The organism is Pseudonocardia sp. (assembly GCF_050246655.1).
Classification (GTDB): domain Bacteria; phylum Actinomycetota; class Actinomycetes; order Mycobacteriales; family Pseudonocardiaceae; genus Pseudonocardia.
Map to the genome: position 1 here is coordinate 1 of NZ_JBFWVQ010000072.1, position 20,893 is coordinate 20,893.

Genomic DNA, 20,893 nt, shown 5'->3' on the forward strand with positions numbered 1-20,893 from the left:
AGGCGGCAACGCCGTCCCAGTAGGTGCAGGACACGTACGGTGTGGCCGCCAGGTGCGCCCGCTTCATCGGCGTGACGACCGAGCCGATCCAGCCGACCAGCTCGGCGCCGTCCCACTCCCAGAGCGTGTGCACCATGCGCGAGCGCGGCCGGCCGCGTCGGTCGACCGTCGCCATCGTGGCGTAGACCATCCGGTTCGCCATGTCGGCGAACGCCGGCGCCACCTCCGCCAGCGGCGCCACCGTCGCGTACTCGTCGGATCGCATGCGTCCTCCCGTGTCAGTCCCCGAGGAAGCCCCCGGACTGGCGGCGCCACAGCCGGGCGTAGCCACCGTCGCGGGCCAGCAGCGCGGCGTGCGTGCCCTCCCCGACGATCCGCCCGCGATCCAGGACGACGAGCCGGTCCATCCCGGCCACCGTGCTCAACCGGTGGGCGACCACGATCGCCGTGCGGCCTTCCATCGCCGTCCACAGCGCCCGCTGCACGAGCGCCTCGCTCTCGGAGTCCAGCGCGCTCGTCGCCTCGTCGAGCAGCAGGATCGGCGCATCGCGCAGGATCGCACGCGCGATCGCCACCCGCTGGCGCTGGCCGCCGGAGAGCTTCACACCCCGCTCGCCGACCAGCGTGTCGAACCCGTCCGGCAGGCCCTCGACGAAGTCCAGGACGTGCGCCGCCGCGGCCGCCGCCCGCACCTGCGCGTGCGTGGCCTCCGGGCGACCGAACGCGATGTTCTCCCCGAGCGTGCGGTGGAACATCACCGGGTCCTGCGGCACGTACGCGATGAGGCTGCGCAGGTCGGCCTGCGTCAGGTCGCGGACGTCCTGCCCGGCGACGAGCACCCGACCGCCCTGGACGTCCATCAGGCGCAGCAGCAGCCGCACCACCGTCGTCTTGCCGCCACCGGAGCGCCCGACGAGCCCGACCCGCTCCCCTGGGGCGACGCGCAGGTCGAAGCCGTCGAAGAGCGGCTCGCGGCTCGCGGGATGGGTGAACCGCACGCGCCGGAGCACCACGCCCGCCGGGGCGGAACCCAGCGTCACCGGCTGCTCCGGGTCGCGGACCGCCGGGTCGTCGAGCAGCAGCTCGGTGAACTGGGCGGCCTCGGTGAGCGAGCTCTCCAGCTGCCGGTAGATCCGGTTGAAGTCGAACAGGATCCCGGTGGCCTGGACGAAGTACGCGAAGGTCACCACCACGGCCGCGACCCCCGGGCCACCGGCCCGCGCCGCGACGGCGAGCGCGATCACCAGGCCGGCGACGTTCGCGACCACCGACAGCGGCGCGACGACCGTGTCGATGCGCAGGTTGTGGTAGTCCCAGGACGCGAGGGCGAGCCGGCGGTGCTCGCCGACACGGCGCCCGTGCTCGGCGGCCTCGCGCGGCTCCGACGCGTGCGCGCGTACCGCGTCCATGTTGGTCAGCGTGTCCGAGACGTGCCCCGACAGCCGCGCCCACGACGCCTCCCGCGCGTCCACCAGCGCCTGGCGCCGCCGGATCAGCGGAACCACCAGCACCGCCGTCGTGACGATCATGCCGGCGAGCACCCCGACCAGCATCGGCTCATAGCGCCACAGCACCACCGACGCGAACGCGAGCGGCACGAGGTTCGCCACCACCTGGAACGCCAGCGTGTCGACGAACTCCTCGTAGCGCGACGCGAAGCTCAGCACGCGCTTCGTGAGCGAGCCCGCGAAGTTCTCCTGGAAGAACGCGGCGTCCTTGTCCAGCAACGCGTCCATGCCGTCCACGTAGAGCTGCTCGATGCCGTAGGCGTCGGTGCGGTTGAGCAGGTGGATGCCGATGCGCCACAGCACCTCGCCGCCGAGCAGCGCCGCCGCGAAGGCCAGCACGTGCGGCCACACCAGCGCGGCCGTCAGCGACTCCCCGGCCGCGGCCCGGCCGACGAGCTCGGCCACCACGAGCGGCGGCACGTAGCGCAGCGCGATGTTGCCCAGCGCGGGCAGCAGCAGCGCCCCCGACGCGAGCAGCGGACGGCGGCGCAGCTCGTGGACGTAGAACCACGCCGCCAGCCGCAACGCCGCGGTGCGCGGCACCGCGCCGGCGGGCGGTGGTGGCGGTTGAGCGGCAGTGGCGACCGCCTGGACGGGCACGGCCGATCCCCCCTCCCCGTGCCTGCGGAGAGGACAGCATCGATGACCGGGTCGCGGGCGGTCCAGCCGTTTCCGGCCGCGGCGCCGGGCCGGGACCACCCCCCACCTGGATCCCGGCCCGGTGGATCGAACCGTAGGATCCGGCCCGGTCGGGGACATCAGGGTGGGGTACCGAGAAAGACCCTGAGGCGAGGGGGCCTCCGATGGACCGTGCGGTGACGCCGCCGCTGCTCGAGCGCGAGGCGGAGACCGCGGCGCTGGGCGAGCTGATCGACGCGGTCGTGGCCCGCCGCGGTGGCGTGACGCTCGTCGCGGGCGAGGCCGGCGTGGGGAAGAGCCGCCTGCTCGCCACGGCTGCCGGCGCGGCCCGGTCGCGGGGGGTGCGGGTGCTGGCCGTCCGGGGCGGCGAGCTGGAGCGGGAGCTGCCCTACGGCGTCGTGCGCGAGCTGCTCGGCCCGCCCCTCGCGGCATCCTCCGCCGGGCAGCGGGCGCGCCTGCTCGGCGGGGCGGCGGCGCTCGCCGGACCGGTGCTCGCACCCGCACCCCCCGCGGCCGACCGGATCGCGCCGTCCGCGGCGCTGCACGGGCTGCACTGGTTCACCGTCGAGCTGGCGGCCTCGATGCCGGTGCTGCTCGTCCTCGACGACGCGCACTGGGCCGACCCGCCGTCCCTGCGCTTCCTCGCCTACCTCGCCGGCCGCATCGACGGCCTGCCCGCCGGGCTGCTGGTCGCGGCCCGGCCGGACGAGCACGGCGATCCCCGGGCGTGGGAGCGCCTCGCCACCCGGCCGGGTGCGACGCTGCTGCGACCGGGGCCGCTCGGCCCGGCAGCGGTCTCGTCGATGGTCGGCGACGCGCTCGGCTCGTCGGATCCCACGTTCGACGCGGCCTGCGCGGCGGCCACCGGCGGCAACCCGTTCCTGCTCACCGCGCTGCTGGACGACCTGGCCGGACGCGGGATCGCGCCCGTCGCGGCCGAGGCCGGGCGGGTGGCCGCGACCCCGCCGGACCGGGTCCGCCGCGCCGTGCTGACCCGGCTCGACCGGCTCGGACCGGCCGCGGCGGCGCTCGCCCGCGCCGCAGCGCTGCTGGGTGACGGCGCGGACCCGTCGCTGGCCGCCCGGCTGGCCGGGGTACCCGCCGCGCAGGCACCCGTGCTGCTCGACGGCCTCGTCCGGGCGCGGATCGTCGAGCCGGGCCCTGCGCTGACGTTCGTCCACCCGCTGGTGCGCGCGACGGTGGAGGGACACGGCAGCGGGCCGGGCGAGCGGGCGGCGACCCACCGGGCCGCCGCCCGGCTGCTCGCCGAGGAGGGGGTACGGGGCGACGGGCTCCTCCCGCACCTGCTCGGCGCCACCCCGGTGGGCGACCCCTGGGTGGTGCAGGAGCTCCGGGACGCGGCGCGACGCGCCGCCGCCCGGGGCGCCCCGGAGATGTCGGCGAGCCACCTGCGCCGAGCGCTCGCCGAGCCACCGTCCGCGGCCGAGCGGGCCGCCGTCCTGCTCGAGCTCGGGATCGCCGAGACCCGGGCGGCGGCCACGGACGCGGTCGAGCACCTCACCCGGGCCGCCGATCTCGCCGGCACGCGAGTGGAGCGGGGACGGGCGCTCCTCGCGCTCGGCCGCGCACTGTGGCAGTCCGGCCGCATCGTGGAGGCCGTCGAGGTCCTCGGCGGGGCGCTGGACGGGTTCGACGGGGCGGAACCGGCGGACGGCGCCGAGCGGGAGGTGGCCGCGGAGCTGGAGGTCGAGCTCGTGACCGTCGCGACCCAGGACTACGCGACCCGCCCCGTCGCGGTCGCCCGGTTCGCCCGCCGCGAGGCCGACCCGCAGCCGACGGACCGGGTCGCGTGCATGATGCTGGCCGCGCTGGCGATCGAGGAGGTCGTCGCGGTCGGCTCCCGGGAGCGGGCGATCCACCTCGCCGAGCAGGCGCTCCTCGGCGACCTGCTGCACGACGACCGTGCCGCGAACGCGCTGCCCAGCGCGGTGCTCGCGCTGACCCTCGCCGGGCGGATCCGCCGCTCCATCGACCTCTGGGACGCGACGATCGACCGGCAGGGGCGACGGGGCAACGTCCAGGGCTTCGCCTTCGCGTCCGCGCTGCGCGGCTACGCGCACTACTGCGCGGGCGACCTCGCCGCCTCGCTCGCCGACACCCGGGCGACGGTCGACCTGGCCAGGGCTCACGAGCTTCCGGCGGTCGGCGCGCTCGCCGCGGCCTGGTCGGGGTTCGCGCTGGTCGACACCGGGCAGTGCGCCGCGGCCGAGGAGGAGGTCGCGCCGTTCCTCGCCGCCACGATCGGCTCGTCGGGATCGCTGACCGCCGTGTACCTGCTGAGCGCCCGCGCCCACCTGCGGATGGCGCAGGGCAGGCCGGCCGAGGCGATCGCGGACCTGCGGGAGTGCGCGGCCCGGCGGACCGGGTTCAGCAGCCCCGGGCTCGTCCGGTGGCGCCCGCAGCTCGCCGCCGCGCTGCACGCCGCCGGTGAGCCGGAGGAAGCCGCGACCGTCGCGCGGGAGGCGGTGGCACTGGCACGGAGCTGGGGCGCACCGCACGTCCTCGCCGAGGCGCTGCGCGTCGAGGGGCTCGTCATCGGCGGGCCGGCCGGCCTGGAGCTGCTGCGGGAGTCGGTCACGGTCGCCGCGGCGAGCGACTCCGCCCTCGAGCACGCCCGCGCCACCGCGGCGTTCGGCGGGGCGCTGCGGCGGGCCGGACGGCGCGGCGACGCACGCGCGGCGCTGCAGCCGGCACTCGACGCCGCCGTGGGGTGCGGCGCCACCGCGCTCGCCTGCGCCACCCGCGACGAGCTGGTCGGCTGCGGGGCCCGGCCGCGGCGGCTGCCCACCACCGGGGCGGCGTCCTTGACCCCGACCGAGCGTCGGGTCGCCGAGACCGTCGCGGGCGGGCTCACCAACCGCGCCGCCGCGCAGGCGCTCTTCGTCTCCGAGAGGACGATCGAGGCCCACCTGCGCCACGCCTACGCCAAGCTCGGGATCTCGTCGCGCTCCCAGCTGCGTCGCGCCCTCGACGAGCGGTGAACAGGCGAACGGGGCCGGGGACCGCCGCGGGAGAACGGTCCCCGGCCCCGTCCGGGACCGGCTTCGGAGCACGCCCACCCGCCGTCGCGGAGGGGCGTGCCCGGGCTACCTAACGGTAGTCCCGCCCGAAGTCGTAGTCGTCGAGCGGCACCGCCGCACCGGTGCCCGTGCCGAAGACGTCCGGGCTGTAGTAGCCGTCGTCGTAGCTCGGCAGGGCGTAGGCGGCCGCGCGGGCCTCCTCGGTGGGCTGCACCTGGATGTTGCGGTAGCGGCTGATGCCCGTACCGGCCGGGATCAGCTTGCCGATGATCACGTTCTCCTTGAGCCCGACGAGCTTGTCGCGCTTCCCGTTGATCGCGGCATCGGTGAGGATCCGGGTGGTCTCCTGGAACGACGCCGCGGACAGCCACGACTCCGTGGCCAGCGAGGCCTTCGTGATCCCCATCAGCACCGGGCGGCCGGACGCGGGCTCGCCGCCCTCGGCCACGACGCGCCGGTTCTGCGTCTCGAAGTCCGCCCGCTCGGCGAGCGCGCCGGGCAGGAACTCGGTGGACCCCGAGTCGATGATCGTCACCCGGCGCAGCATCTGCCGGACGATGACCTCGATGTGCTTGTCGTGGATGTCCACGCTCTGCGTGCGGTACACCTTCTGCACCTCGCGCACCAGGTGCAGCTGCACCTCGCGCGGGCCCATGACGCGCAGCACCTCGTGCGGGTCGGCCGTGCCCTCCAGGAGGAGCTGGCCGACGTGCACGTGGTCGCCGTCCGCGAGCGGGCGCTCCTGGCCGTCGACCACCGTCATGGCGAGCCACTGCCGCTTCGACAGCTTCTCGTAGACGATCTCCTCGCCGCCGTCGTCCGGGGTGAGGGTGATCTTCCAGAACCGCTCGCCGTCCTCGATCGCGATGCGACCGTCGACGTCGGCGATGGGCGCCTTGCCGCGCGGCACGCGGGCCTCGAACAGCTCCTGGACGCGCGGCAGACCCGTGGTGATGTCGTCGCCTGCCACACCGCCGGTGTGGAAGGTGCGCATCGTCAGCTGCGTGCCGGGCTCCCCGATGGACTGCGCGGCGACGATGCCGACGGCCTCGCCGACGTCCACCAGCTTGCCGGTGGCCATCGAGCGGCCGTAGCAGTAGCCGCAGATCCCGGTGGCGGACGTGCAGGTCAGGGCGCTGCGCACCTTGATCTGCCGGACGCCCGCCTCGATGAGCGCGTCCAGCGCCGGGTCGCCGAGGTCGTCGCCGCGGGCGACGACGATCTCGCCGTCCGGGCCGACGACGTCCTCGGCCGACGTCCGCGCGTACACCGACGTGCGGATGTAGCGGTGCGGGATGAGCGTCCCGTCCGCCGTTTGCTCGGTGACCGGCATGACGATGGCACGCTCGGTGCCGCAGTCCACCTCGCGGACGATGACGTCCTGCGAGACGTCGACCAGGCGCCGGGTGAGGTAGCCCGAGTCCGCCGTCCGCAGCGCGGTGTCGGCAAGACCCTTGCGGGTGCCGTGCGTGGAGATGAAGTACTCCAGCACGGACAGGCCCTCGCGGAAGTTCGCCTTGATCGGGCGCGGGATGTACTCGCCCTTCGGGTTCGCCACCAGGCCGCGCATGCCGGCCAGCTGGCGGACCTGGGTCATGTTGCCCGCCGCGCCGGACTGCACGATGGTCGGGATCGGGTTGTCGGAGGGGAAGTACTCCTCCATCGCCCTGGCGACCTCCTCGGACGCCTGGCTCCAGATCTTGACCATCTCGTCGTTGCGCTCCTGGTGGGAGAGCGCACCACGCTGGTAGCGCTTGTTCACCAGGTCGGCCTTGGCCTCGTAGCCGTCGAGGATCTCCTGCTTGTTCGGCGGCACGACGACGTCCGAGATCGCGATCGTGACCCCGGACCGCGTGGCCCAGTAGAAGCCTGCGTCCTTGAGCCGGTCCAGGACCTGCGCGACCTCGGTCATCGAGTAGCGCTCGGCCAGCTCGTTGATGATCGCGGCCTGACGCTTCTTCGGCAGCGGCTCGTTGACGAACGGGTAGTCCGTCGGCAGCAGCTCGTTGAACAGCACCCGGCCCAGCGTGGTGTCGCAGAGCCAGGGCTCGCCCGGCTCCCAGCCCTTCTCCTTCAGCGACGCGAACAGGTGCGCCGGCGGCACGACGTCCGACAGGCGGATCCTGACCGGCGCCTGCAGGTGCAGGACCTTCCGGTCGTAGGCCATGATCGCTTCGGCCAGCGAGGAGAACGCCTGGCCCGCGCCCGGGGCGTCGTCACGCTGGCGCGTGAGGTGGAAGAGCCCCGTGACCATGTCCAGCCGCGGCATCGCGAGCGGGCGCCCCGACGCCGGCGACAGGATGTTGTTGCTCGACAGCATCAGCACGCGGGCCTCGGCCTGCGCCTCGGCCGACAGCGGCAGGTGCACCGCCATCTGGTCGCCGTCGAAGTCCGCGTTGAACGCCTCGCAGACCAGCGGGTGCAGCTGGATCGCCTTGCCTTCCACCAGCTGCGGCTCGAAGGCCTGGATGCCGAGGCGGTGCAGCGTGGGCGCACGGTTCAGCAGCACGGGGTGCTCGGAGATGACCTCCTCCAGCACGTCCCACACCTGCGAGCGACCGCGCTCCACCATGCGCTTGGCGGACTTGATGTTCTGGGCGTGGTTGAGGTCGACCAGCCGCTTCATCACGAACGGCTTGAACAGCTCCAGCGCCATCTGCTTGGGCAGGCCGCACTGGTGCAGCTTGAGCTGCGGACCGACCACGATGACCGAACGGCCCGAGTAGTCCACGCGCTTGCCGAGCAGGTTCTGGCGGAACCGGCCCTGCTTGCCCTTGAGCAGGTCCGACAACGACTTGAGCGGGCGGTTGCCCGGCCCGGTGACCGGACGGCCACGCCGGCCGTTGTCGAACAGCGCGTCCACGGCCTCCTGCAGCATCCGCTTCTCGTTGTTGACGATGATCTCGGGCGCACCGAGGTCGATCAGCCTCTTGAGGCGGTTGTTGCGGTTGATCACGCGGCGGTACAGGTCGTTCAGGTCCGACGTCGCGAAGCGGCCACCGTCGAGCTGCACCATCGGGCGCAGGTCCGGCGGGATGACCGGGACGCAGTCCAGCACCATGCCCATCGGCGAGTTGCCGGTGGCCTGGAACGCCGCGACGACCTTGAGCCGCTTGAGCGCACGCAGCTTCTTCTGGCCCTTGCCGGTGCGGATGACCTCGCGGAGGTTGTCCGCCTCGGCGTCCACGTCGAAGTTCTGCACCAGCGTCTGGATCGCCTCGGCGCCCATCGAGCCGGTGAAGTAGTCGCCGTAGCGGTCGTACAGCTCCCGGTAGAGCCCCTCGTCCGCGATCAGCTGCTGGACGTCGAGCTTGACGAACGTCGTCCAGATCTCCTCGAGCCGGTCCAGCTCGCGCTGGGCGCGGTCGCGGAGCTGGCGCATCTCGCGCTCGCCGCCCTCCTTGACCTTGCGGCGGACGTCGCTCTTGGCGCCCTCGGCCTCCAGCTCGGCGAGGTCGGCCTCGAGCTTCTGCGCGCGCGCCTCGATGTCGGCGTCCCGGCGCTGCTCGACCCGCTTGCGCTCGACGCCCATCTCGCTCTCGAGCGTCGACAGGTCGTTGTGGCGCAGCTCGGTGTTCACGCTCGTGATCACGTACGCCGCGAAGTAGATGATCTTCTCGAGGTCCTTGGGAGCCAGGTCGAGCAGGTAGCCCAGCCGGCTCGGGACGCCCTTGAAGTACCAGATGTGCGTGACGGGCGCGGCCAGCTCGATGTGGCCCATCCGCTCGCGGCGCACCTTGGCGCGGGTGACCTCGACACCACATCGCTCACAGATGATGCCCTTGAAGCGGACGCGCTTGTACTTGCCGCAGTAGCACTCCCAGTCCCGGGTGGGGCCGAAGATCTTCTCGCAGAAGAGCCCGTCCTTCTCCGGCTTCAGGGTGCGGTAGTTGATGGTCTCGGGCTTCTTGACCTCGCCGTGCGACCACTGGCGGATGTCCTCGGCGGTGGCCAGGCCGATGCGCAGCTCGTCGAAGAAGTTGACGTCGAGCACGTGAGTCCTCAGTTCCTTCGTTATCTGCTGATAGGCGGACTAGTCGAACGGCTCAGTTGACGATGTCGTCGAGCGTCGCCGAGTCGGACCCCGGACGGCTGGACAGGTTGATGCCCAGGTTCGCCGCGGCCCGCTCCAGGTCCTCGTCGTCGGTGTCGCGCATCTCGATCGCGGCACCGTCGCTGGAGAGCACCTCGACGTTCAGGCACAGCGACTGGAGCTCCTTCAACAACACCTTGAAGGACTCCGGAATGCCCGGCTCGGGGATGTTCTCGCCCTTGACGATCGCCTCGTAGACCTTCACGCGGCCCACCACGTCGTCGGACTTGATCGTGAGCAGCTCCTGCAGGGTGTACGCGGCCCCGTAGGCCTGCATCGCCCAGCACTCCATCTCACCGAACCGCTGCCCGCCGAACTGCGCCTTGCCGCCCAGCGGCTGCTGCGTGATCATCGAGTACGGACCCGTGGACCGTGCGTGGATCTTGTCGTCGACCAGGTGCAGCAGCTTGAGGATGTACATGTAGCCCACGGCCACCGGGAACGGGTACGGCTCACCCGAGCGGCCGTCGAAGAGCGTGGCCTTGCCGTCCGGCCCGACCATGCGCTCGCCGTCCCGGTTGGGCAGCGTCGAGCCGAGCAGGCCGGTGATCTCGCTCTCGCGGGCGCCGTCGAAGACCGGCGTGGCCGTCTTCGTGCCCGGCGGCATCGCGTAGAGCTCCTCGGGCAGCTTGCCCGCCCACTCCGGCTTGCCGTCGATCTCCCAGCCCGTCCTGGCGATCCACCCGAGGTGGGTCTCCAGCACCTGGCCGATGTTCATGCGGCGCGGCACACCGTGGGTGTTGAGGATGATGTCGACCGGCGTGCCGTCGGGCAGGAACGGCATGTCCTCCTCGGGGAGGATCTTGCCGATGACGCCCTTGTTGCCGTGCCGGCCGGCGAGCTTGTCGCCGTCCTGGATCTTGCGCTTCTGGGCGACGTAGACCCGCACCAGCTCGTTCACGCCGGGCGCCAGCTCGTCGTCGTCGTCGCGGGAGAACACCCGGATGCCGATGACCTTGCCGGTCTCGCCGTGCGGCACCTTCAGCGAGGTGTCGCGGACCTCCCGCGCCTTCTCGCCGAAGATCGCGCGCAGCAGCCGCTCCTCCGGGGTCAGCTCCGTCTCACCCTTGGGCGTGACCTTGCCGACCAGGATGTCGCCCGGCTGCACCTCGGCGCCGATGCGGATGATGCCGCGCTCGTCCAGGTCCGCGAGGACCTCCTCGGAGACGTTCGGGATGTCCCGGGTGATCTCCTCGGCGCCGAGCTTGGTGTCGCGGGCGTCGATCTCGTGCTCCTCGATGTGGATCGAGGTGAGCACGTCGTCGCGCACCAGGCGCTGCGAGAGGATGATCGCGTCCTCGTAGTTGTGGCCCTCCCACGGCATGATCGCCACGAGCAGGTTCTTGCCGAGGGCCATCTCGCCGGCCTCGGTGCACGGGCCGTCGGCGAGGACCTGGCCCTCCTCGACCCGGTCGCCCTCGGCGACGATCGGCTTCTGGTTGGTGCAGGTGCCCTGGTTGGAGCGGCGGAACTTGTGCAGCCGGTACGTGCGGCGCGTGCCGTCGTCGGCCATCACCGTGATGTAGTCCGCGCAGAGCTCCTCGACCACGCCGCCCTTCTCGGCCACGACGACGTCGCCGGCGTCCACCGCGGCGCGCAGCTCCATCCCGGTGCCGACCAGCGGCGACTCCGAGCGCAGCAGCGGCACGGCCTGGCGCTGCATGTTCGCGCCCATCAGCGCGCGGTTCGCGTCGTCGTGCTCGAGGAACGGGATCATCGCCGTGGCGACCGACACCATCTGCCGCGGCGAGACGTCGATGTAGTCCACGCCCGACGGGGAGATGTAGTCGACCTCGCCACCCTTGCGGCGCACCAGCACGCGCTCGTCGACGAAGCGGTCCGCGTCGTCCAGCGTGGCGTTGGCCTGCGCGATGACGAAGCGGTCCTCCTCGTCCGCGGTGAGGTAGTCGATCTGCTCGGTGACCTGGCCGTCCTCGACCTTGCGGTACGGCGTCTGGATGAAGCCGAACGGGTTGACCTGCGCGAAGCTCGACAGCGAGCCGATCAGGCCGATGTTCGGGCCTTCCGGCGTCTCGATCGGGCACATGCGGCCGTAGTGGCTCGTGTGCACATCACGGACCTCGAAGCCCGCGCGCTCACGCGAGAGGCCACCCGGGCCCAGCGCCGAGAGCCGGCGCTTGTGGGTGAGCCCGGCCAGCGGGTTGGTCTGGTCCATGAACTGCGACAGCTGGGAGGTGCCGAAGAACTCCTTGATCGCCGCCACGACCGGGCGGATGTTGATCAGAGTCTGCGGCGTGATCGCCTCGACGTCCTGGGTGGTCATCCGCTCGCGGACGACCCGCTCCATGCGCGAGAGGCCCACCCGGATCTGGTTCTGGATGAGCTCGCCGACGGTGCGCAGGCGGCGGTTGCCGAAGTGGTCGATGTCGTCGGTCTCGACCGGGACGGTGATCCCGCCCTCGCCGTTCGCATCCGCCCCGACCGTCATCGTGGTCTCGCCGGCGTGCAGGCGGACCAGGTACTCGATCGTGGTGGCGATGTCCTCCTCGGTGAGCGTGCCGATGGAGGTGTCGATGTCCAGGCCGAGCTTCTTGTTGGCCTTGTAGCGGCCGACCTTCGCCAGGTCGTAGCGCTTGTCCTTGAAGAACAGGTTCTCCAGCAGCGTCTGCGCGGACTCGCGCGTCGGCGGCTCGCCGGGGCGCAGCTTGCGGTAGATGTCGAGCAGCGCCTCGTCCTGGCCCGCGGTGTGGTCCTTCTCCAGGGTGGCGAGCATCGTCTCGGAGAACCCGAACCGCTCCTGGATACGCTCGGCCGTCCAACCGAGGGCCTTGAGCAGCACCGTGACGGGCTGGCGGCGCTTGCGGTCGATGCGCACACCGACGGTGTCGCGCTTGTCGACGTCGAACTCCAGCCACGCACCCCGGCTCGGGATGATCTTGACGGAGTAGACGTCCTTCTCGGTCGTCTTGTCGATCGCGTGGTCGAAGTAGACACCGGGGGAACGGACCAGCTGCGACACGACCACGCGCTCGGTGCCGTTGATGATGAACGTGCCCTTGCCGGTCATCACGGGGAAGTCGCCCATGAAGACCGTCTGGCTCTTGATCTCACCGGTGGTGTTGTTCGTGAACTCCGCCGTGACGAACAGCGGAGCCGCGTACGTCATGTCCTTGTCCTTGCACTCCTCCTCCGAGGCCTTCACCTCGTCGAAGCGGGGGTCGGAGAAGGACAGCGACATCGAACCGGAGAAGTCCTCGATCGGCGAGATCTCGGCGAGGATCTCCTCGAGGCCACCCACGGGATTGTCGTCACCGGCGTCGATGCGCCGCTGGAACCACGCCTCGTCGCCGACCAGCCATTCGAACGACTGCGTCTGGAGATCGAGCAGGTCCGGCACCCTCAGGGGTTCGCGGATCTTGGCGAAGGACACCCGGGTCGGCGCACCCGGAAGGTTGAGATGGTCCGCCGTGGTCGCGAGGATCGAGTTCGGCTGGGTGGCGCTGGAGACAGCCAAGATGCGTCCTTCCGAGAACTGCGCTCTCGTCTGGCGCGCACCGGGCCGCGCGGGCGCTACGGTTCCCGGCGCCGCCCCCGGGCGGGAGGTCCGGGGGCGGCGACGCGAGATGCCGTGCTGATCCGGTCGGTGCACGCCGTCTGTTGTCATACGCAGCCACGCACCCACCCCCGGGCACGCGCGGACCCGTCCTCGCCGGTGAGAACGACGGATGCGCGCGCGGGAGCAGCTTTGAGGCAGCGCAAAGAGGCAGTCTAGCTGCAAATGCAGCCGCTGTCCAGACAGGTCACCAAGGCAACCATCGAGACCTAAGAGTGACCTGACAGGCGCGCCGAGTCAAGACGCTACGACGCGGTAAGTGGTCCTTTTCGTGGGATGACCGGCCACGATGCGGCCGTTCGTCCGCCGGTACCCCGCAGAGCGGCCGCACATCGACCCGTCCGGGTGACCGCCCGCCGCCGACGTGTGCGGATCGTCACCGAGCCGGCGTCCGGCGCCGCGCTGTGCGGTCGGCCCGATCGGGTGGCGGATATCACTGTTCTCACGGTCGTACCGGCCCACGGCGACGGTACTGCGACGGTTCAGTGCGCGACGACCCGCTGCAGCACGCGCACCGTGCCCGCACCGCCGTCGACCTCGACGAGGTCGCCGTCGCGCAGCTCGGCCGTCGCCACCCGCGTGTCGACGACGGCCGGGACACCGAGATCGCGCGCCACGATCGTCGCGTGGCTGAGCAGGCCGCCCACGTCAGTAACCACCGCGGCGGCGGTGACGAACAGCGGCGTCCATGCCATGCCGGTGATCCGCGAGACCAACACGGACCCGTCCGGCACCTCCTCGTACGGACCGGTCAGCACCCGCACCCGGCCCCGCGCCCTGCCGACCGAGCCGCCCACGCCCGTCATCAGCTCGGCGCCCGTCGGCGCGCCCGGGGCGAACGCGAGCCTGCGCCAGGACCACAGGGCGGGCTCCACGGAGCGCGCCCACGCGATCTCCTCCCGCCGGCGCGCGATCACCTCCAGAGGCATCCGCGCGCCGTTCGCGACGCCGCGCAGCTCGGCGAGGGTGAGCATCCGCAGGTCGTCGATGTCGATCCGGTCCCACCAGCGCTGCGCCAGCTCGAAGAACACCCGGCGGATCTGGTGGGTGTGCAGCACCAGCGCGGTGCGGCTCACCTCGACGCGCAGCATCGCCGAACGCGCCACGCGCACCAGCGCGTCCGCCACCAGCCCACTGCCCCGACCCGGGTCGGCGGACGGCGGGTCCGGGCGAGCGCTCACCATCGGCCGCAGCAACGTGAGGACCTGGTCCGGTCGCTGTTCCCAGACGGGCGCGGTCGGATCGAACTCGTTCACCCCGTGGTGCCCGAACTCGTCCAGGAACACCTCCAGCCGCCCCCGCAGCGCCGCCGCCCCGGCCAGCGGGCTCACCCGCAGCGCCGACCAGCTCGTCCGCTCCGCCAGCGCCGCGGCCAGCGGCGAACCGGGCTCGACGGTCCGCGCGATCGCGGCCAGCTCCCGGCTCGGCCGCGCGCCTTCGAGTCCCCGCACCGCGGTGATCCGCTCCATCGCCTCCGCCGGCGAGAGCCCCGTCCGCACCAACGCCCGGCAGGCCAGCGTCAGCGGAGCCGTGGTCAGCGCCCGTACGGTCGCGTACACCCCGACGAGCTCCCGGTAGAAGCGGTCGCAGAGCTCGTCCAGGCGCGTCACCAGCACCGCGGACGACGGCCGCTGCGCGAGGAACCCGTCCGTGCGCGCCGCCTGCGCCCGGACGCGGGCGGCGCTGCCCCGCGCCCACCGCGTCGCCGACGCCGTGGTCCGCACCGACGGCGACAGGCCGCGCCGTCGCCAGCGGGCGTCGTCGGGGTCACGGACGTGTGCGGGTAGGCCACCGCCGTCCGGCTCGCCGAGGAGGACGCGGTCGTCGACCGCCGCGTCCAGGCCGGGCAGGCGGTCGGCGACGGTGCGGACCACCGACAGGTTCACGTGCAGCCGCCCCGCGAACCGGCCCACGGTGAGCCACGGCCGGTCCGGCTCGGGGAACACCCCGAGGCGGCGGCAGTACGCGTCCCGGAACCCGCGCTCGATGCTCCCGCCGAGCAGGCTCCAGGCCAGCGGGGTGAGCACCTCGGGGAAGACCTCGCCGGCGTTGGCCCGCGTGTAGAGGGGGTACTGCGCGTCGAACGGCGTGTCGAACTCGACGGCCACCTGCCCCCCTTCCCCTGGAGCCGGCTGGACCGGGCGCGTACCGGGTGACCGCTCGGTTCGTCGGCCACAGTGGTGCCACGCGCCGGGCCCGTCAACTGCCGCACCCCGGACTCCCCCATCCCGCGGCGAGCCGGACGGGGGTTGCGCGGCCCCCGGAAAGCTCGACACGATCTGGTGGCGGTGGACCGTGATTTGTCAAAGGTTTGTCAAAGGAGACAACTGATGGCCGACGCACCGGCGATGCGCCAGTTCCCGGGGTACGGCCCCGCGTCCCGCCGGGACGGGTGGGGCGGTGACGACGGGCCCGCCCGGGAGGTGCCGCGCGGCCGGCCGCACCGCAGCGGCGACGTCGTCAGGCCGGCGCTCCGGGTGGCGATCCGCTGATGTCCGTCTACGACGAACGGCCCTGGCTCGCCCGCTTCGGCGACGGCCAACCCGCGGACCTCGCCCCGGAGTTCACCGATGCGCTGGCGATGTTCCGCGCCACCGTCGAGCGCCACCCCGACGGCGACGCCATCCGCTACTTCGACGGCCGCATCACCTACCGCGAGCTCGACGCGCTCACCGACGCCTTCGCCGCGGGCCTGCTCGACGACGGGTTCGCCCCGGGCGAGCGGGTGGCGCTCTACCTGCAGAACGTGCCCCAGTTCGTGATCGGGCTGGTCGGCACGTGGAAGGCGGGCGGGATCGGCGTCTCGATCAACCCGATGAACCGCGCCCGCGAGCTGGAGCTGCTGCTCACCGACTCCGGCGCCACCGTGCTGGTGTGCCTGGAGACGCTGCACCGCGACGTCGCGGCCGAGGTGCTGCCCCGCACGTCCGTGCGCACCGTGCTCACGACCTCCGAGCTGGAGTACCAGACGGCAGGCGACCCGCGGGCGTTCGCCGGCTCCGAGCGCATCGCGTGCGACGGCACCGTCGACCTCGCCGGGATGCTCGCGCGCTTCCGCGGCCAGTCGCCGCCACCGGTGTCGTTCACGGGCGAGGACACCGCGTTCCTCACCTACACCTCCGGCACCACCGGCCCGCCCAAGGGCGCCATGAACTCCCACGGCAACGTCGTCTTCAACTCCCAGGCCTACCGCGAGTGGTGCAGCCTCGGCCCGGACGACGTGGTGCTCGGGGTGGCGCCGCTGTTCCACATCACCGGCCTCATCGGCCACATCACCGCCGCCCAGCTCGTCGGGGCGCCACTGGTGCTGTTCCACCGCTTCGAGCCCTCCCTGGGTGTGGACGTGATCCGCGAGCAGCGCCCCACGTTCACCGTCGGGTCGATCACGGTGTTCATCGCCCTGATGAACGCCCCGAACGTGAGTCGCGAGGCGCTCTCGTCGATGCAGAAGATCCTCTCGGGGGGAGCGCCGATCCCGCCGTCCACGGTGACGGCGTTCCACGACGCGTTCGGGCTGTGGATCCACAACGTCTACGGCCTCACCGAGACCACGTCACCCTCGCACTGCACCCCGGTCGGCACGCAGGGGCCGGTGGACAAGGCCTCCGGCGCGCTGTCGGTGGGGGTGCCGATCTACAACACGGTCGTGCGGATCGTCGGCGACGACGGCGGCGAGCTGCCGCCCGGGGAGGTCGGCGAGCTCGTCACGTCCGGGCCGCAGGTCGTGGCCGGCTACTGGAACAAGCCCGAGGAGACCGCGAAGGCCATCCCCGGCGGCGCGCTGCACACCGGCGACGTGGGCTACATGGACGACCAGGGCTGGTTCTACATCGTCGACCGCAAGAAGGACCAGATCAACGCCGGCGGCTACAAGGTCTGGCCGCGCGAGGTCGAGGACGTCCTCTACGAGCACGAGGCCGTCCGCGAGGCGGCCGTCGTCGGGGTGCCCGACGAGTACCGCGGCGAGACCGTCAAGGCGTTCGTCTCGCTGCGGCCGGGGAGGTCCGCCACCGAGGAGGAGCTGATCGCGTTCGCGAAGGAGCGCATGGCGGCCTACAAGTACCCGCGCAGCATCGAGTTCCTCGACGAGATCCCGAAGACCGCGACGGGCAAGTTGCTCCGCCGGGAGCTGCGGGCGCGCGAGCGCGGGTAATACCCCGCGCAACGAGCGGCGCGTTCGTCCAACTGAGCTGGACGAACGCGCCGCTCGTTGCATCGGGCTGCGGTGAGTTGTCCACAGGTTCGCCGAACACGCCCGCGGGCGGTCCCGCCGATCCCATGATCGACCGGTGCGTCGCAGACCATCCACCGCCCCTCCGGGCGAGTACGCAGCCCTCACCGGCCGCACCGTCGTGCGGGTCGACGAGCTGGAGGCGCTCGGGCTCGCGCGCAGCACCATCGCGCACCGCTGCCGCGCCGGCGGGCCGTGGCGGCGCCTGCTGCCCGCGGTGGTGATGCTGCACGCCCGGGCGCCCGACCGCGACGACCGCCGCCGCGCCGCGCTGCTGCACGCCGGGCCCGGCGCCGTCCTCACCGGGACGGACGCGCTGCAGTTGCACGGGATGACGCGAATGCCGCACCCGTCGGGTCCCGTGCACGTCCTCGTCCCCGCCGGCCGCAGGCGCTCGGGCCACGGCCACGTCCTCGTCGAGCGCACCGAGCGGCTGCCGCTCCCCGCTGCAGGGCGCTGGCCGCTGGCACCGGTCGAGCGGGCCGTGCTCGACTTCGCCCGCCGCAGCACGAGCCGCGCCGAGGTACGCGCCGCGATCGCGGAGGTCGTGCAGCGGGGGCGCTGCCCGGTCGAGCGGCTGTGCGCCGAGCTGGCCGCGGGCAGCGGGCGGGGTGCGCACGTCGCCCGCGCGGCGCTGGCCGAGATCGCCGACGGCGTGCGCTCGGCGGCCGAGGCCGACGCGCGGGAGCTGCTCGCCCGCGCCGGCCTGCCACCGGCGGCGTGGAACGTGGCGCTGCGCGACGGGTGCGGCCGGTTCCTCGCCGTCGCCGACGGCTGGTTCGACGGCGTCGCGCTGGCCTGGGAGATCGACTCCGTCGAGTACCACCTGAGCCCGGCCGACTACGCGCGGACGGTCGCGCGCCGCTCGGCGATGTCGACGGCGGGGATCGTCGTGGTGCAGACCCTGCCGTCCGCGCTGCGCGAGCGCCCCGGGGAGGTCCTCGACGAGCTGCGGCGCGGGCTCGTGGCCGCCGCCCGGCGACCTCGCCCGCCGATCCGGGCCGACCGGGCGGTGCCCTGACGCAACGAACGGCGCGTTCGTCCAACTGAGTTGGACGAACGCGCCGTTCGTTCGAGCGGGCCCGGAAGCCCGGGCGGGATCAGCTCAGGCTGACCTTCGCGCCGGCATCCTCCAGCTTGGCCTTCGCGGCCTCGGCGGCGTCCTTGGCGATGGCCTCGAGGATCGGCTTCGGGGCCGACTCGACGAGGTCCTTGGCCTCCTTCAGGCCGAGGCCCGAGACCAGCTCGCGGACGACCTTGATGACCTGGATCTTCTTGTCACCGGCGGCCTCGAGGACGACGTTGAACTCGTCCTTCTCCTCCTCGACCGGGGCGGCGGCACCGGCGGCGGGCGCACCCGCGGCGGCGACGGCCACCGGAGCGGCGGCGGTGACCTCGAAGGTCTCCTCGAACTTCTTCACGAACTCCGAGAGCTCGAGCAGCGTCATGTCCTTGAACGCGTCGAGCAGCTCGTCCGTCGACAGCTTCGCCATGATCGGCGTCCTTCCTGGGTGTTACGGGTGGTGGGGTGTCAGTCGGCGTTCTGGTCGGACGCGGCCGGGGCGGCCTCGCCGTCCTCGGCGCTGCGCTTGTCGGCCAGTGCCTGGGCCAGGCGGGCGACCTGCGACGCGGGCGCGGCGAACAGGCCTGCCGCCTTCGCGAGGTTGCCCTTCATCGCGCCGGCGAGCTTCGCGAGCAGCACCTCGCGGGACTCCAGGTCGGCGATCCGGTTGACCTCGTCGACGGTCAGCGGGTGACCGTCCATGAAGCCGCCCTTGATGACCAGGGCCTTGTTGTCCTTGGCGAAGTCGCGCAGGGTCTTCGCGGCGTCGACCGGCTCGCCGGTGACGAACGCGATCGCGGTGGGGCCGACGAGCAGCTCGTCGAGCCCCTGGACACCCGCGTCCGCGGCGGCCCGCTTGACCAGGGTGTTCTTCGCGACCCGGTACGTGACGTCCTCGCCCAGCGCGCGGCGCAGCCTCGTCAGCTGGGCCGTGGTGAGGCCGCGGTACTCGGTGACCACCGAGGCGGACGAACCGCGGAACTTCTCGGCGATCTCCTCGACCACCGCGACCTTCTCGGGTCGGGCCATCCTCGCGCCTCCTCTCGTGGGTAGTGGGCTGGTGCAGGCAGACTCCAGATCCGAGCCCCGGAAACGCGAGACGCCCCGGCGCAGGAGCGCACGGGGCGTGGGCCGGGCGCGCGAGCGCGCCGACGGCAGCTACCTCGTCCTCCTGCGCGGGCCGCCCGCGGCTGCGGGGCCTTCGTGTGCCCACTCGCGTGGGCGCAGACCTGCGGTCTTCGGTGGAACCGGGTACCAGGGTACGCGACGGTTGGTTGCACGCACGCACGGGTGCGTGCGTGCGACCGACGGATCAGCGGTTGAGGACGTCCGCGATCTTCCACGTGTCGCCGTCGCGCTGGCCGATGACCGTGAGGCGCCCCGCCGCGGAGACCTGCTGCGGCTCGGAGCCCGGGTTGGCCCGCGTGGCCTCCTGGTCGAGGAACGCGACGAGCACGGCGTGATCGCCCTCGATGCTCTGCACCGCGGACGTCGTCACGGTGGCGGAGACGACGGCCTGCTGCTGCGGCGCGAGCTGGCGGACCTGCGCGAACAGCTGGTCGAACTCCGCCGCGAACGCGGGGGTGATGACGCCGCGGGCGAGGCGCTCGTTCTCGTCGAGGCGCGTGAAGTCGTAGGAGTAGACGGTCTCCAGCGCGCTGCCCAGCTGGGTCGCGACGTCCGCGGTGGCGCCGACGTCGGCCAGCGCGGTGTTCGACGCGGACGGCGTGCTGCGGACCAGGTGGTTCGCGAACGCGAGACCGCAGGCGAGCGCTGCCGACAGCGTGAGGGCGACGGCGAGCGTGCGCACCGGACGGGCGGGTGCGCCGCTGCGCCGGAGACCGCGCAGCAGGCCCCGTCGGACGGGCGGGGGCTCGGCGGCCGGCGCGGCGCCCACCGCACTCGCGTCCTCCGGCTGCGCGCCCTCCGGGGCACCGGAACCCGGCCCGGGGTCGGGACGGGCACCGCCCGGTGCGAGCCCCGCCACCCGGGGCCGGCGGGATCCCGCAGGTGTGATCGTCGTGCGGCGGCGCGGGGGCATCCCCGGTCACCTCCTTCGTCGGCCCCGGTCGGGGCCTGGTCGCGCGTGGTCGGCGTCGGATCGGTAGCAGGATCGGGACAGATAGGGACAGATAGGGACAGATAGGGACAGATAGGGACAGGGTCAGCGCACGGGGACGATGCGGCTGGCCTTCCACACCCCCTCGGGCGTGCGGGTCATCTCCATCTGCAGGCGCTGGCGGCTGAGCAGCGGCTCCTGGCCCTCGGGACGCAGCACGACGTCCACGCCCACGAGGATCCGGGCCTTGCCCGTGCGCACGTCGATCTCGGACACCGCCGCGTCCACGACGCTGGCCTCGGTGCTGCGCCTGGCCTCCCGGACGAACGTCGCATAGGAGTCGCGGTTGCGCCGGTACTCCTCCAGCAGCGGCCCGGTGGCGCTCTGCTCCCACAGGTCGAGCCCGCCGTCGACGTCCGCCGGATCGAGGGTGTTGAGGTTGACGGCGGCCTGGCGGGCGTCGACCAGCACGGCGTCGCGCGCGGCGGCGAGCTCGAGCCCGTCGTCGGTGAGGGCCAGCACGAGCCGGGCGCCGAAGAACAGCGCGGTGAGCGCGGCCAGCATGGTGAGCACGGCGAGGACGAGCACCACCCGCCCGCGTCCCGCGGATCCCGCGCGGGTGTCGGGCGCAGGGGCCGGACGGTCGTTCTGCACAGCGGTCATGACTCTCCCGGCCGTCCTTCGA

General features: G+C 72.7%; 13 protein-coding genes. 4 read left to right on the top strand and 9 right to left on the bottom strand.

Annotation, left to right across the window (positions count from 1 at the left end; genetic code table 11):
* Window positions 1-265 (bottom strand): pyridoxamine 5'-phosphate oxidase family protein (locus tag AB7J25_RS20645; protein ID WP_428511232.1); only part of this gene is annotated, 265 nt, incomplete at its 3' end.
* A 13-nt stretch (window positions 266-278) separates the two neighbouring features.
* Window positions 279-2,108 (bottom strand): ABC transporter ATP-binding protein, encoded by a 1,830-nt coding sequence (locus tag AB7J25_RS20650; RefSeq protein ID WP_428511233.1) that lies wholly within the window; start codon window positions 2,106-2,108, stop codon window positions 279-281.
* Between the two features lie 203 nt (window positions 2,109-2,311).
* On the opposite strand from AB7J25_RS20650, the gene AB7J25_RS20655 reads away from it, so the two are divergent.
* Complete coding sequence (locus tag AB7J25_RS20655; protein WP_428511234.1) at window positions 2,312-5,149, top strand: ATP-binding protein; 2,838 nt, start codon at window positions 2,312-2,314, stop codon at window positions 5,147-5,149.
* A 109-nt stretch (window positions 5,150-5,258) separates the two neighbouring features.
* On the opposite strand, the gene AB7J25_RS20660 is transcribed toward AB7J25_RS20655, so the two are convergent.
* The 3 genes from AB7J25_RS20660 to AB7J25_RS20670 form a co-directional block, all read right to left on the bottom strand.
* Window positions 5,259-9,182: a DNA-directed RNA polymerase subunit beta' gene (locus AB7J25_RS20660; protein ID WP_428511235.1), complete on the bottom strand. Its 3,924-nt coding sequence runs from the start codon at window positions 9,180-9,182 to the stop codon at window positions 5,259-5,261.
* A 52-nt stretch (window positions 9,183-9,234) separates the two neighbouring features.
* Window positions 9,235-12,756 (bottom strand): DNA-directed RNA polymerase subunit beta, encoded by a 3,522-nt coding sequence (gene rpoB / locus AB7J25_RS20665; protein ID WP_428511236.1) that lies wholly within the window; start codon window positions 12,754-12,756, stop codon window positions 9,235-9,237.
* A gap of 581 nt (window positions 12,757-13,337) precedes the next feature.
* Window positions 13,338-14,963, bottom strand: a complete 1,626-nt coding sequence (locus tag AB7J25_RS20670; RefSeq protein ID WP_428511237.1) for a PEP-utilizing enzyme — start codon at window positions 14,961-14,963, stop codon at window positions 13,338-13,340.
* A gap of 222 nt (window positions 14,964-15,185) precedes the next feature.
* Here AB7J25_RS20670 and AB7J25_RS20675 point away from each other — a divergent pair, with 222 nt between their 5' ends.
* From AB7J25_RS20675 to AB7J25_RS20685, 3 genes are all read left to right on the top strand, one after another.
* Window positions 15,186-15,347, top strand: coding sequence for a hypothetical protein (locus AB7J25_RS20675; RefSeq protein ID WP_428511238.1), 162 nt, complete (start codon window positions 15,186-15,188; stop codon window positions 15,345-15,347).
* Entirely contained in the window at window positions 15,347-17,008 is a 1,662-nt protein-coding gene (locus AB7J25_RS20680) for a long-chain-fatty-acid--CoA ligase (RefSeq protein ID WP_428511239.1), read from the top strand. Before AB7J25_RS20675 ends, AB7J25_RS20680 begins: the two co-directional genes overlap by 1 nt.
* A gap of 136 nt (window positions 17,009-17,144) precedes the next feature.
* The gene (locus AB7J25_RS20685; protein ID WP_428511240.1) at window positions 17,145-18,107 is read left to right on the top strand and encodes a hypothetical protein; all 963 of its coding nucleotides are present in this window, start codon (window positions 17,145-17,147) and stop codon (window positions 18,105-18,107) included.
* A 79-nt stretch (window positions 18,108-18,186) separates the two neighbouring features.
* On the opposite strand, the gene rplL is transcribed toward AB7J25_RS20685, so the two are convergent.
* The 4 genes from rplL to AB7J25_RS20705 form a co-directional block, all read right to left on the bottom strand.
* Window positions 18,187-18,579, bottom strand: coding sequence for a 50S ribosomal protein L7/L12 (gene rplL, locus AB7J25_RS20690; protein ID WP_428511241.1), 393 nt, complete (start codon window positions 18,577-18,579; stop codon window positions 18,187-18,189).
* Window positions 18,580-18,617: 38 nt separating this feature from the next.
* Window positions 18,618-19,178, bottom strand: coding sequence for a 50S ribosomal protein L10 (gene rplJ / locus AB7J25_RS20695; RefSeq protein WP_428511242.1), 561 nt, complete (start codon window positions 19,176-19,178; stop codon window positions 18,618-18,620).
* Between the two features lie 283 nt (window positions 19,179-19,461).
* Window positions 19,462-20,190, bottom strand: a complete 729-nt coding sequence (locus tag AB7J25_RS20700; RefSeq protein ID WP_428511243.1) for a hypothetical protein — start codon at window positions 20,188-20,190, stop codon at window positions 19,462-19,464.
* Between the two features lie 123 nt (window positions 20,191-20,313).
* Complete coding sequence (locus tag AB7J25_RS20705; protein WP_428511244.1) at window positions 20,314-20,871, bottom strand: hypothetical protein; 558 nt, start codon at window positions 20,869-20,871, stop codon at window positions 20,314-20,316.
* Window positions 20,872-20,893: the final 22 nt, after the last annotated feature.

What these genes read in the sequence shown, in the direction of transcription:
- AB7J25_RS20700 (WP_428511243.1), bottom strand. Translation starts at nt 20,190, where the DNA reads ATGCCCCCGCGCCGCCGCACGACGATCACACCTGCGGGATCCCGCCGG.
- AB7J25_RS20675 (WP_428511238.1), top strand. Translation starts at nt 15,186, where the DNA reads ATGGCCGACGCACCGGCGATGCGCCAGTTCCCGGGGTACGGCCCCGCG.
- AB7J25_RS20705 (WP_428511244.1), bottom strand. Translation starts at nt 20,871, where the DNA reads ATGACCGCTGTGCAGAACGACCGTCCGGCCCCTGCGCCCGACACCCGC.
- rplJ (WP_428511242.1), bottom strand. Translation starts at nt 19,178, where the DNA reads ATGGCCCGACCCGAGAAGGTCGCGGTGGTCGAGGAGATCGCCGAGAAG.
- AB7J25_RS20655 (WP_428511234.1), top strand. Translation starts at nt 2,312, where the DNA reads ATGGACCGTGCGGTGACGCCGCCGCTGCTCGAGCGCGAGGCGGAGACC.
- AB7J25_RS20680 (WP_428511239.1), top strand. Translation starts at nt 15,347, where the DNA reads ATGTCCGTCTACGACGAACGGCCCTGGCTCGCCCGCTTCGGCGACGGC.
- rplL (WP_428511241.1), bottom strand. Translation starts at nt 18,579, where the DNA reads ATGGCGAAGCTGTCGACGGACGAGCTGCTCGACGCGTTCAAGGACATG.